Annotated in this window: 10 protein-coding genes; 4 read left to right on the top strand and 6 right to left on the bottom strand. The window is 39.5% G+C overall.

Annotation, left to right across the window (positions count from 1 at the left end):
* Positions 1-7: 7 nt before the first annotated feature.
* Both rnr and HRT55_RS05470 read right to left on the bottom strand, forming a co-directional pair.
* The gene (gene rnr, locus HRT55_RS05475; RefSeq protein ID WP_291619482.1) at positions 8-2,506 is read right to left on the bottom strand and encodes a ribonuclease R; all 2,499 of its coding nucleotides are present in this window, start codon (positions 2,504-2,506) and stop codon (positions 8-10) included.
* A 237-nt stretch (positions 2,507-2,743) separates the two neighbouring features.
* Complete coding sequence (locus HRT55_RS05470) at positions 2,744-3,382, bottom strand: tetratricopeptide repeat protein (RefSeq protein ID WP_291619481.1); 639 nt, start codon at positions 3,380-3,382, stop codon at positions 2,744-2,746.
* Positions 3,383-3,637: 255 nt separating this feature from the next.
* On the opposite strand from HRT55_RS05470, the gene HRT55_RS05465 reads away from it, so the two are divergent.
* A complete protein-coding gene (locus HRT55_RS05465) occupies positions 3,638-4,807 on the top strand; it encodes an HD-GYP domain-containing protein (RefSeq protein ID WP_291619480.1) in 1,170 nt (389 codons plus the stop codon).
* A gap of 96 nt (positions 4,808-4,903) precedes the next feature.
* Here HRT55_RS05465 and HRT55_RS05460 read toward each other — a convergent pair whose 3' ends face one another.
* The 4 genes from HRT55_RS05460 to HRT55_RS05445 form a co-directional block, all read right to left on the bottom strand.
* On the bottom strand, positions 4,904-8,062 hold the full coding sequence (locus HRT55_RS05460; RefSeq protein WP_291619479.1) for an efflux RND transporter permease subunit: 3,159 nt from the start codon (positions 8,060-8,062) through the stop codon (positions 4,904-4,906).
* Positions 8,063-8,070: 8 nt separating this feature from the next.
* Positions 8,071-9,243, bottom strand: coding sequence for an efflux RND transporter periplasmic adaptor subunit (locus tag HRT55_RS05455; RefSeq protein ID WP_291619478.1), 1,173 nt, complete (start codon positions 9,241-9,243; stop codon positions 8,071-8,073).
* A gap of 307 nt (positions 9,244-9,550) precedes the next feature.
* On the bottom strand, positions 9,551-9,892 hold the full coding sequence (erpA, locus tag HRT55_RS05450; protein WP_291619476.1) for an iron-sulfur cluster insertion protein ErpA: 342 nt from the start codon (positions 9,890-9,892) through the stop codon (positions 9,551-9,553).
* 126 nt (positions 9,893-10,018) lie between these two features.
* Positions 10,019-10,624 carry a DUF6776 family protein gene (locus tag HRT55_RS05445; RefSeq protein WP_291619474.1) on the bottom strand — a complete coding sequence of 202 codons (606 nt, stop codon included), beginning with the start codon at positions 10,622-10,624 and terminating at the stop codon, positions 10,019-10,021.
* A 137-nt stretch (positions 10,625-10,761) separates the two neighbouring features.
* Here HRT55_RS05445 and HRT55_RS05440 point away from each other — a divergent pair, with 137 nt between their 5' ends.
* The 3 genes from HRT55_RS05440 (at position 10,762) to HRT55_RS05430 (ending at position 13,605) form a co-directional block, all read left to right on the top strand.
* Entirely contained in the window at positions 10,762-12,483 is a 1,722-nt protein-coding gene (locus HRT55_RS05440; protein WP_291619472.1) for a chloride channel protein, read from the top strand.
* Positions 12,483-12,929 carry a protoporphyrinogen oxidase HemJ gene (gene hemJ, locus HRT55_RS05435; protein ID WP_291619470.1) on the top strand — a complete coding sequence of 149 codons (447 nt, stop codon included), beginning with the start codon at positions 12,483-12,485 and terminating at the stop codon, positions 12,927-12,929. The genes HRT55_RS05440 and hemJ overlap by 1 nt, the downstream gene beginning before the upstream one ends.
* Before the next feature lie 406 nt (positions 12,930-13,335).
* Entirely contained in the window at positions 13,336-13,605 is a 270-nt protein-coding gene (locus HRT55_RS05430; protein ID WP_291619468.1) for a hypothetical protein, read from the top strand.
* The last annotated feature ends 120 nt before the right edge of the window (positions 13,606-13,725 follow it).

Below are 13,725 nucleotides of genomic sequence, written 5' to 3'. Positions count from 1 at the left end.
TATTTCACTATTTTGTCACGTCGCTCTTGGTATTCTTGCGGGCATTTTTACCCGGACGTTTTTTACGCGCACTGCGTTTTTTCACTTTACTTTTTTCTTTCGGCTTATCTTTAGCATGGCCTTTAGACTTGCTTTTAGCGCCACTTTTAGACTTGCCTTTTTTAGCGGTCGCATTATTCACACTGTTGTCAGTCGGTTGACTTGCCTCAGAGCTTTTCCCTGAACGCCGACCACCTATGCTTTTAGACTTACCTTTAGACCTATCTTTAGATTTTCCTTTAGACCTGCCTTGAGGTGAATCGTCAACATCAACACCTTCAAGTCGTAAATCTATTTTCTTTTCATCAAGGTTAACCGCGGCAACTTGCACACGAATTTCATCGCCGACACGGAATTTATTGCCACTGTTTTCACCGGTAAGACACATACGAACATCATCAAAGTGGTAGAAGTCACGACCAAGAGAAGTGATATGCACCAAACCTTCAATATGTAAATCTTGTAAGCGAACAAACATGCCAAAGTTAGTCACCGTTGAGATAACGCCGGTAAAATTATCACCAACATGGTCTTGCATAAACTCACACTTAAGCCAGTCAGCAACATCACGCGTCGCTTCATCAGCCCTGCGCTCAGTCATAGAACAATGTTCACCTAATTCAATGACTTCTGCTAATGTGTACTCGTAAAAACCTTCATTAGCATCATTCTTAGCTTCTTTTTCAAGAATTGCTTTAATCACACGATGCACAACTAAATCAGGGTAACGACGAATAGGTGAAGTGAAGTGACTGTATGAAGGTAACGCTAAACCAAAATGACCTTCATTGTCACTTTGGTAAACCGCTTGGCGCATTGAGCGTAACAGCATGGTTTGAATAAGCTCTTGATCTGGACGACCGGCCACTTTCGCTAAGATATCACCGTAATCTCTTGGCTCCGGCTCTTCTTTTACTGGCATTGATAAACCAAGCTCATTTAAGTAAGTAATAAAGTTACGGTACTTATCTTCATTAGGCTTTTCATGCACACGGAATAAACCCGGTTTTTCATGTTTTTCAATAAATTTCGCTGTCGCTACGTTGGCTAAAATCATACATTCTTCAATGATTTTATGAGCGTCATTGCGAATTAACGGCACAACACTATCAATCTTTTTATCTTCATTGAAAAGGAAAATAGACTCTTGCGTTTCAAAAGCGATAGCACCACGTTTAAGACGGGCATCCGTTAAGGCATGGTACATATTTTCAAGATTTTTTAAATCTGGTACCAAGGCTTGATATTCATTAACCAGCGTTTCATCACCGTCAAGAATAGCGGCGACTTTGGTGTAAGTAAAACGGACATGAGAGCGCATTACTGCCGGATAAAATTGACTGCCTGAGAGATTACCCGTCGCGCTAACCGTCATTTCACAAACCATACATAAACGGTCGACATCCGGTTTTAGTGAACATAAACCATTAGAAAGTTTCTCGGGCAACATAGGGATAACTTGGCTAGGAAAATAGACTGAATTACCGCGAGATATTGCCTCTTCGTCAAGGTCTGTGCCATCTTTCACATAATAACTAACATCGGCAATCGCTACCCATAAGCGCCAGCCACCTGATTTTTTCGGCTGACAATAGACCGCATCATCAAAGTCGCGAGCATCTTCACCATCAATGGTTACTAACGGTAAGTCACGTAAGTCTTTGCGTGGTAACTTAGCTGACTCTTCTACTTCATCAGCAATACTGGCCACTTCCGCTTGTACGGAATGAGAAAATTGATGAGGTAAATCATGGGCGCGTAAGGCGATTTCTATTTCCATGCCTGGGGCAAGGTGGTCACCTAACACTTCAATCACTTTACCAATGGCACTAGTGCGCCTAGTCGGTCTTTGTACTAGTTCAACAACCACCATTTGACCATGACGAGCACTAAGCCTAGCTTCAGGGTCGATTAGCACTTCTTGTTTAATTTTACTGTCTTCGGGCACTACCGAGCAAATATGATGATCAACGTATAAACGACCAACTATGGGTGCTTTCCTTGGTTCAATAACCTCAAGAATTTTAACTTCTTTACGGCCTTTTCGGTCGGTCCGATCAACCAGAATAGCTTGCACGATATCACCATGAAATACACGTTGCATTTCATAAGAAGAGATATAAAAATCTTTGCCTTTTTTATCGGTAATCGATGAATCATCCGGCGAAAAGAAACCAAAACCGTCCCTATGACCGATAACTTTGCCGGTCAGTAGGCTATTTTTTTCCGGCACTGCGTATTGTTTGAATTTATTAAAGATTAACTGACCACTATTTTCCATGGCGCGTAAACGACGTTTCAAACCAATAAGTTGATATTCTTCATCATACTTTAGCGTTTTAACCATGGTATTGAAGCTTGGTGGTGGTGAGCACTTTTCGATGATTGAAAGCAATAATTCGCGTGAGGCGACTGGCTTTTCATATTTTTTGGCTTCGCGTTTAGCATGTGGATCGTTATAGGTCACTATAAGAGGTCAGTATTTAAGGATAACTGTTTGTCAGTATACCATAAAGATTAAATTAACAGCCTTAAGCCAACGCTTAATTGGTAGGATACCAACTACAATAACTAAGTAGCCATTTTCAAATGGCCTAAATAGCCAATAACTTCGTTACTTTCAATCCCAATAGCCAGCTATTACTCAATCAAGCGCCTTACTATTGAAAATTTATTCTCATTGAAAGTTGTAAACTTAATTAATTTAATTGGTATAACTAGTACTTTTCGCTTGTGTGACGACTTTACTCGGCATTTTACTGGCAAGGTCGGTCAATAATTCACTGATTTTTTTATGGGTTGCTTTATCATCGGTTAAAGAATGATGCAATTGAGAATATAAGGCTGGGAAGTCTAATGGACTACCATAGCCCTGTTGGTATAAACCCGCTAAACGCATTTGCGCGGCTAAGTTATTTAAACTTGCCGCTGTTTTTAAATAAACAATGGCGCGTTCAGTATCAACCTGCATAAATTTACCGATATGGTAATAGCGGCCTAATTGTTCTAAGCCTTCCGCTAAGCCCTGATCAGCGGCGAGATGCATATAATGTAACCCTAAGGAAATGTCTTTTTTGACACAGACACCATAGGCCAACATATCACCCCATAAAAATTGATAAGAGGGCATTTTGGATATATTAGCTCGCGCTTCTATATCTTGTACTAATTGACATTCATCTAGCACCACTTGACTTAAGTGTTTATTATCTCTAATCAAATCAAGTAATTGATTATCAGTGTAGATCTGCACCGCTTGCATATTTTTTGCCATCGCCATAGCTGATGGCGTAATAGATAGAAAAGTGGCTAAAAAGATAAAAAACAATAATAAAATACGCATAATAATCCTAACTAGGCTAAACCTGCTTCCCCCCTATATCGGCAAACAAGCGGTGAATATGAAATTTATTTAACTAAACTCCTATTGTAAAGCAAATTTAACGCCAAGTTGGTATTTTAAAAGTTGTGATAGAATGGAATAACTAACTAAGTATGACTAGTATTATTCAGCACATAATAAAAAACATCAGCTAGTATAAGCAAGCTTCCAAATGACTTCTGTTGAAATACTAGCCCTAAAAAACGGCGCGAGCGCATGCTAATTGAAAAAAAAATTTCCGAGTTGACTGTTGGCCATTATGTAGTAAAGATTATTAGCCAAGCAGATAATTTTTCTTTAACTGCCGCAGGTCACATAAAAAGTAAGGCGGTCATTAAGCACCTTAAAAGAAAAAATGTTTATTGTGTGCTAATTGACGATAGCAAAACAATTATAACTAGTAGCAAAAAACCTGAACCTATCCTTGCAAAATCCTCCCCTATTAATTTAAAAGAACTTAAACAAGCACAAGAAATTTTTAACCAATCTAAATTAATTCAACAAAAATTGTTCAATGATGCTCTTAGTGGTAGCAGCTTAGATTTATCATCTGTTGTTGAAGTTACCAATAAGTCTATCGATGCAATATTTAATAGCCCTGACTCCCTTGCCTGTATGTTAAATATTCGAGAAAAAGATGAATACCTATTAGAGCACTCTGTCGCAGTTTCAGTTTATATCACTTTGTTTGCTCGTTATTTGGGTTTAGCAAGAGACATTATTGAACAGCTATCCGTTGGTGCATTTCTCCATGATATTGGCAAAATTAAAATACCCAATGAGATCTTAAATAAACCGGGTAAATTAACCGATGATGAATTCACTATCATGAAAACTCATGCCAATCATTCCATCGACATCATTAAGGAGACACCTGGCGTCAGTGCCCTGAGTCTTGAAGTGGCCGCCCTGCACCATGAAAAACTTGATGGTAAAGGTTATCCGTTTCAAGTTTCAGGTGCAGATATTAGCCAATATGGCCGTATGATTGCTATTTGTGATATTTTTGATGCGCTAACCGCTACCAGAGTTTATAAGGAAGGTTTTGCCCATGGTAAAGCTTTTGCTATTTTACGTGAGTTAGCCAAAAAAGATCAGCTAGATTGCGACTTGGTTGATCATTTCATCAAGTGTGTAGGGGTTTTTCCTGTTGGCTCTTTAGTGCAGCTGAGCTCAAATAAACTTGCCCTGGTGAAGTGTCGCAACGATAAAGATCCGACCAATCCACAGGTTCACTCCTTTTATAGCGTTAAACTTAATCACTTCCTCAATAAGCAAGAAATTGATCTGTCAGCATGTGACGACTTCATTGTTAAAGGAGTAAGAGCAGAAGAGTTCGATCTTGATATGCAGCAAATCATCGAAATGTTGTTGATGGAAGGCTAGGCCTTTCATTAAGGAATGACACACTAAAAAACGTATGACTGAACGACAGAAAACTACCATTGAGTCATACGTTATACCATCAAATAAAGTGAGAACCTAAGCCGCGTTACTTACCTCATTAACGAGATTATTTTCTTTAGCTTCTATTTGCAGCTTTACTGCTGCAATGGCCTGTTTATCTTCTTTTCGCTTATCTCTTAACACCAATAAACATGGCGTTAATACTAAGGTCAGTACAGTTGCAAAGGCTAAGCCACCTGCGATGGCTGTTGCCAACTGTGTCCACCATTGCGTAGAAGGTGCACCAAAGACAATAGTACGTTCAAAAAAGTCTAAGTTAACTTGTAATACCATAGGCAATAAACCCAAGATGGTGGTTATTGTCGTTAACATAACAGGGCGTAAACGTTGGGCACCGGTACGTAAAATAGCATCAACCACGGCATAGCCTTCTTTGCGTAACACGTTATAAGTATCAATCAGTACTATATTATTATTCACCACAATTCCCGCTAATGAAATAACACCAATACCGCCCATAACAATACCAAAAGGTTTTTGCACCAATAACAAAGCCAGGAATACGCCAACCGTTGAAAATATTACCGCACTTAAAATCAATAGCGCCTGATAAAAACTATTAAATTGAGTCACTAAAATCATCGCCATAACAAATAACGCGATAGCAAAAGCTTTCACTAAAAACGCTTGCGACTCTTGTTGATCTTCATTTTGCCCTTTGACATTAATCTCCACCGATGGATGCAGCCCTAAAGTAGCTAGCTGTTCTTGTAAAATAGGTAACTCTTGCAATAACTGCGCACCGGCAATTAAGTTCGCTTGCACAGTGACCACGCGTTTAGAGTCCACTCGGCGAATGGTATCTACTTTCGGCGCGGCTTTACGTTCAACAAAACTGCCAACCGGTACTAGCCCTGAAGGGGTTTTTAGTCGCAATGAATCTAAGCGACTAATATTACGTTTCTCTTCAGGAAAACGTACCCGAATATCGAGTTCATCATCGACATCGTCTGGGCGATATTCACCCAGTTTTAAGCCATTGGTAACCATTTGCACACTCGAACCTACCAAAGCAGCATCGGCGCCATAGGTAGCGGCTTTATTTCGATCAATGATCAATTGCCATTCTATGCCGGGTTTAGAGCCAGTATCTTCAATATCAGTAAATTTTCCAGAAGCAGCTAAAGCATCACGAATAATTGCCACCGATTTATCTAAATGTTCAGGAAAGCGCGAGCTCAACTCAAGTTTTAAATCTTTACCACTTTGCGGACCATTCTTATTTTTTCTAACTTCAATTTCAACACCGGCTAAGTCCTCAGTTAACTCATGGATAGTAGCGACTATGTCATCGGCAGAGCGCCTTAATTGCCAATCAACAAAGTTTACTTTAAAGGTCCCTATTTGGTTATTACCACCCGTTAAGGTGTACAGGGTTTCAATTTCTTCTAACGGTAGAATGCGTTGTTCAATAGCACGCATAATGACATCTTTTTCTTTTACCGATAAATCACCGTGAGAGCGCACCACCATAGTGGCACTTTGCGGCTCAACATCAGGGAAAAAACTAACACCAAGGCCAGATGCACCATAAAGCCACATCACCACAAAAGACACAGTTAAGGTGCCGGCAACTATTTTCCAAGGATGTTTAATCGCTGTCATTAATACACGAATATAACCGCCGGTAAACCCCGATAGTTTACTGAAATCCCCTGCGTCAACTTGCTCAATTTGCTTTTGCTCTTTACAACTGACAACACGCGCTTTGCCCAACACTGTACCTAAAGTAGGAACAAAAATTAGTGCCATTGCTAAAGAAGCAGTTAATACCGCAATCAAGGTGAAAGGTAGGTATTTCATGAATTCACCCATGATGCCCGGCCAAAACATTAACGGAGCAAAAGCGGCTAAGGTTGTTGCGGTTGAGGCAATAATAGGCCAAGCCATGCGACGCGCCGCCAAGCCATAAGCAACACTTTTGCTATGACCTTCATTCATTTGCCTATCGGCAAACTCGGTGACCACAATAGCGCCATCAACTAACATACCAACAGCCATTATCAGACCAAAAAGCACCACGATATTAACCGTCATGCCGGCCAAGGCAATAACTAATATACCGGTTAAAAAGGCTCCAGGAATGGCTAAGCCAACCAATAAGGCGGTACGAGTGCCCAAAGCGGCAATAATGACAATAACCACTAACAGTACTGCTGAGAAAACATTATTTTGTAAATCGGTAAGCGTTCTTTTAATCTCTATTGATTGATCGCCGACATAATCAACTTGTACTTGCTGCGGCCACTTAGCTCTACTTTTTTCAACAATGGCTTTTACTTTATCGACTGTATCAATGAGGTTCTCGCCTGAGCGTTTTTTAACTTCTAGTGAGACAGAGCGATGACCATTAAGTCGAGCAAAGGTAGTTGGATCTTTATAAGCACGGCGCACAGTGGATACATCTTGGAAGGTGATAACTCTGTCGCCATCCACTTTAATTGGTAATTCTAATAAATCTTGAATATCTTCAAAAACAGAAGGCACCTTAATAGCAAAACGACCTTTACCGGTATCCATAGTACCTGCTGGCACTAGGCGATTATTGCGTTCTACTAGGTTATAGATATCAGCTTGGTCAAGACCATAGCTTTCCATCAATAGTGGGTCGACAAGAATTTCAACCATGTCTTCACGGTCGCCGCCGATATCAACTTCGAGCACTTCTTGCATGCCTTCAATTTTATCTTTGATATTACGCGCTAAGGTGATCAAGCCTCGCTCGGTAACCGCGCCAGATAATATAACCGTTAATGCTGCTTCTTGGTTAGCCATAGTAACTTCATTGACTACTGGCTCTTCCGTATCATTAGGCAGTTTAGCTTTCGCTAAAGTAACCTTATCACGGACATCGGCAAGCGCTTCTTTCGGGTCAAGTCCAGCGATAAACTCTAAGGTAACTGAAGCGTGGCCTTCACCGGCATTGGAGCGCATTTCTTTAATGCCAGCAATGGATTTAAGTTCGTTCTCCATGGGTCTAACCAGCATGCGCTCGGCATCTTCTGGTGAAATGCCATCATGGATCATAGAGACATAAATAATTGGAATGGTAATATCTGGGTTGGCTTCTTTAGCGATATTGTTATAAGTGATTGCGCCAGAAACAAGTAGTAGCACAAATAACATTAGGACCGAGCGAGTACGCGTTAAGGCGGCTTCAATAAGCGTTAACATAAAGGCTCCTAATCCTGTGCAGCTGCAGTGGCAGCTGTTTGTTCATCGGTACTATCACCTACTTTGCCGCTCGCTTGCATGTCTGCTTGGTCGAAGATGGCTTCGACTTTATCACCGGCACGAACGAAGCCTTGCCCTAAAACAATAATATCTGCTTGTTCGCCTAGGCCGGTTAACCAAATACCATCACTATCACTTTTAATGATTTCAATGGGGGTAAATTGCACAATAGACTCTTTAACTGATTTAACGCCAATATTGCCTTGTTCATCCAAAGCTAGCAGTGCTGGTGAGATTTTTATTGCTGACATTAAGGCTAAATCTATACTTAATTCACTACTTAAACCTGCTAATAACTGTGAGTTTTTATTCTCGATGGCCACTTCTATTTTAAAGGTATTGGTTGCATCATCACCGACACTGGCAATATAACGTAATGTACCTTGTGATCGCTGGCCATTAAGTAAGCTCACTTGGGCAACTTGGCCAACAGATAACTGACTTATTTGTTGTTCAGTAACATGGGCTCTAACAATAAGTGGGTCTAAATCAGCAATCATGGCAATATCATCGCCAGACGCAACATAATCACCTACTTCAACATAACGAGTATTTAAAACCCCGGCAAATGGCGCCTTAATAACCGTGTTGGCAATATCTAATTCTAAACTGATAATTTCAGATTTTACTGACGCTAACGCGGCATAGGATTGTGCCAAATGCACCTTACCTTGATAGCCTTGTTTATTTAATTTTAATGCACCTTGGTACTCGACTTCACGCTGGGTTAATAATGCTTGGCTACGTGCTAATTGCGCGGGTAAACTATTTAAAGCAATTTTTGCAATAACCTGCCCTTTAGCTACTTTTGAGCCTCTTTTGGCCAGTACCTCAACAATTTTACCGCGAACTTCTGCTTTTAATGTGGTGATACGATTAGGCTCGGTACGGCCGTAAAGTTCAATTGTTTTATGTATATCTTGGCCGAATCGGGTTTCAACTTTAACTTTAGCTATCAGCTGCTGTTCATTATGACTTGGGATTTTTGCTTTTAATGTCGATTTTTGCTCGGCGACACTGGGACCAGAAGCCATCCATAACACCAAAACAAGGGTAATTAAAGTGGCGATAAGGTAAGGACGTTGCGCTAACCAGCGAGAATTCAAGGTAAATTTCATCATTATAACTCCATATTGATGGCGGCTATAGTAACGTGTTTTCTAAAGAGGATATAAACTAACTTGCAACAAATTGTTCGCCTCTTTGTGCCTTTATGTAACCTTTGGTAAAATTAAAACAGCAGCCATGTAAGAAATACTCTTCGCAAGCTGGGACTCATCAAGCATTTTTCGTCTTAATTTATCTCAGAAGTCGTGGTCAGGAAATTTGGCTATGACACAAATAGCTGAAATTTTTAGCGGAGCAGAAATGACAATGCCGACATAACGTCGGCATTTAGTAGCTTTCTTTAACTAAAAAATTAGCAAGCTAGATAGAAAATGATGAACCGCAACCACAAGTAGTCGTTGCATTAGGGTTGTTTACCACAAAACGGCTACCTTCTAAACTTTCAAGATAGTCTACTTCACCATCAACAAGGTATTGTAAACTCATAGGATCTATCACCATAGCAACACCTTGCTTTTCAATAGTCATATCGCCATCATTTACTTTTTCATCAAAAGTGAAACCATATTGAAAGCCTGAACAACCACCACCAGTAACATATACACGTAGCTTAAGAGCAGGATTTTCTTCTTCGGTGATTAGCGAAAGGACTTTAGTCGCCGCTGCATCGGTAAATTTAATGGGTAATTCAGGGTTTGACATGGTGCTCTACTTAGTACTATAAAGTACGAAAAAAAATACGCTTTAAAAACGATGGATGGTAACAAAGCTAATTATCTTAAACCTGACTAATTTAATCAAGTATTATTCGTTGATAAGTATCAAAGGTTACTGACTTACCAGCCATGGCACATGTTTATCTTTTTTAGCATATTTTTGCCAACGAGATTTACTTAGTATTGCCGAGACCAAGATATTTTCAGGAGTGAAATGAGCCGGCAAGGTAAATTTACCACTAATAATCTGGAAATATTGAAAACTGAACTTTACATCTTTCTTATTTAATTTAGAGACTTGGGCAAGTTTAAGCTTTATTGATTTTTCACCTTCATAACCTTCAAAGACCAATTCTATATAGCCTTTAGTATAGCGCCGCTTCAATTGCTGTTGCACTAAGGTCACTTGAAAATGGTATTGATTAGGCGTTTTACTGGCGGTTATTTTCACACTTTCAACCAATAAGCCTGCCGCTTGTTTTTCTGGTGCCATTATCTTTTCGTAAAAAGCTAATTGCTTTTTCACTTCAAACTGTTGCACGGCTTCGGCTTTAAGTAAACTTTGTGCCTTTTTATTAGCAAGTTGTTCAACAGCTAACTCAACCTCTAAGGAGTGAATTCGTGCTGTACTCTGCTCTTGTTGGTGATAGAGTTGTTCCAATCTAAGCTTTTGTTGTTCAAGGCTGGTCACTTGAAAATAATGATAATAATTTCCCATTCGGTAGCCAATAAAAAGACAAAGACCTATCACTGTGCATAAAAACAAAGCCGATTTAAAGGTGCCTAAGCGCTCAATGACTACCCTTAGATTTATTTTTGCTAACCATTTCATTTGTAAAGTATTATAATCCTGTAATGATAATTTCAATCGCTGCAATAAGAAAACATTTAGCTTTACCAACAACCTCTTGGCAAATTTGTTTGCTGGCCATTATTGGTGGCTGCGCTTCCGCTTTATTAGTGGTGTTATTTACGCTTACTATCGAAGAAATCCAGCAGCTCTACCTAATAAAACGCGATAACTATAGCAGTTTAGATGAATTAAGTCGTTTTGATTTACCCATAATCGGCGCTCTTATCATCTTACTTATTGGTTGGCTTACCGGTTATAAATATTTACGCACCGGTATCCCCTTTGTTCTACATCGCTTAAAAGTTGCTCATGGTGTCATTCCCTTTAAAAACACTCTTAACCAATTTTGGGGTAGCGCGGTAGCACTCGCCTCTGGATTTTCTGTTGGGCGTGAAGGACCTGCGGTACACCTTGGCGCAGCCTGTAGTAGCTATATAGGTAGTGTTTTGAAACTACCTTATAACAGTATCCGTACCTTGTGTGCTTGTGGTATAGCCGCAGGCATAGCAGCAACATTTAACACCCCGATTGCTGCGGTTATTTTTGTTATGGAGGTAATCATGCGTGAATACAAGGTCCATATTTTTGTGCCTGTTATGCTGGCTGCTATTGTTGGCTCCTTGATTACCCGAAGTGTCTTTGGCACCAGTCATAACTTTGAATACTTTCATACCATAGCACTTGGCCAACACCACTACTTTTCCTTAATACTGCTCGCCATAGTTTTAGGAGTTTTGGCGGCCGCATTTAATAAGTACCTAGTTTTAATCATTAAACATAGTGTTAAATATCATATAGTGCCGCGCTTATTACTTGCCGCTTTTATTACCGGTACTTTAGGCTATTTAGTGCCTGGCGCTATGGGCACAGGCACAAGTGCCATAGATATTTCCTTAACCAGTAACTTGCAGCTAGGTTTGTTATTTAGCTTACTTATCGCTAAATTATTAATGACTATGTTTGCTCTTGGCTTAGGTATACCGGGCGGTATTATTGGTCCGACACTTGGTATAGGAGCTATAGCAGGCGCTTGCGCTGGTGCGTTAGTGATACAAGTATTACCCGGTGAGCACCTTGGCAGTGATTTCATTCTCATGGGCATGGCCGGTTTTATGGCTGCCAGCTTGAATGCGCCCCTTGCAGCTCTACTCACTGTAGTAGAGCTATCTGGTCAACTTGAGTTGGTTGTTCCCGCCATGATTGTCATTACCATTGCCAGTATAGTGTCTCGACAACTTTGTAAAAACGAGTCTATTTTTATCATGCAATTAGATGCGCAAAACTTATCCTATCGCAAACCGCCCATTGAAGAATCATTGCAAAATATTGGTGTCTTAGCGGTAATGAAAGATAATTTTTTGATGTTAGAGCAAGCCAGTAATCGTTCTATTATCGGTGAACTACTAAAAAATGATGAATCACAATTCATTATTAATAAAGCGCCTGCACAGTCGGCAAAGATACATGATTACTATTGGGCGCAATTCGATGCTGAGATAGCTGACGATGAAGATAAGGACATTGAACATAATCTTGCTAAAAAATTGATATTACACAAGCTTATGCCACTGAATCATCAAGCAACCTTGGCAGAAGCATATTTAGCATTAGTAGAGCAACGTTCAGGGGCGGTATACATTTATCATAAAGATATCAACGACTGTATTGGCCTAGTCACTTTTGAACAACTTAGAATTTATTTAGTAGCAGGAAAACTCCTTTAATGGACACATTTTTAATCAACAATATCCTCTGGCTCAAAGCCTTCCATGTTTTTTTTATGGTCGCTTGGTTTGCTGGTATCTTTTATTTACCACGTTTATTTGTCAATCACGCAGAAACCAAATCAACTGAAGTCGCTCAGCACCTTAAGGGGATGGAAAAACGCTTATTGTATTTTATCACTCCTTTTGCCATTTTTACCTTAATAATGGGTTTAGCAATAATCCACGCTTACGGACATGACTGGTTTGTTGCTGCTAAGTGGCTACATATTAAATTGAGCTTAGTGATAGTGCTATTTGTTTACCACGGCTATTGTTTTAAGTTAGTGAAAACCTTTGCCCAAGATAAAAATACCCGTTCAGGTCGCTTCTATCGTATTTTCAATGAACTTCCGGTACTTATTTTATTAGCAGTTATTATTTTAGCTTACGTTAAGCCGATGTAACTTCCACTCATCTATTAAACTCGATTAAGGCTAATCAAGGCCAACTAAGGTAAGTTATGCTGTATTTATATTTGGGTTATGTAGTCACGCAACTTTATGCCATTGCCGAAGTATTTTAAAAAAACACCTTGGCGCTCAGTGCACTCTTGTTCTCATTAGTTGTCTTATACCAATTGAAATAATGAATCGGCCAACTTAGAGCTTCAATAGCGAGCTTAGAAAAAACAAATTTAGTTAAACATAGTTATTCTATATTTCATTTATTTTGTGATGTTATCAGTTTGCTACTGAGCTCCCGAAGGGCGAGTTTAAAAGGCATATATGCGGCGTTATTTATTTTGACAATGGAATAACCATTCTCTTCAATCAATGCCTTGCCTCTAAGCCTTTTAATTCTCGCTAAGTGGTGCATTCATTAATTCAATTGGTATTAGTCATATGGTCATTTATTCCTGTATTAGCTTATCTGCTGGCAAAATCTATTGGTGCTCAAGGCCAAGCAAACAAAGTCACTTTATTTATTTCGGGTGTCGTTATTGCATTAGTCGAGCATGGTTTTAGCTATTTTAATTTATTGACTGATAAGCAGCATGACATCAGTACGGCAATCGTTTTTTTATTGTTTTTCCTAGTAGCTTATTTACCGTTACACAAACAACAAACCGCCGATTTGTAAACAAAATACATAACAGTGAACCCCACTTCATTTTTCATACATTGCAGTTATAATCTAAATAGGGTAATTTGCCCACAATGTTAAAAAAATGTTAATCCGCTTGTGGATTACCTAAATTAG

The sequence above is a fragment of the Colwellia sp. genome (genome assembly GCF_013214175.1).
Classification (GTDB): domain Bacteria; phylum Pseudomonadota; class Gammaproteobacteria; order Enterobacterales; family Alteromonadaceae; genus Colwellia.
The sequence above is the reverse complement of the archived record's forward strand: the minus strand, read 5'-3'. Positions and strand labels throughout refer to the sequence as shown.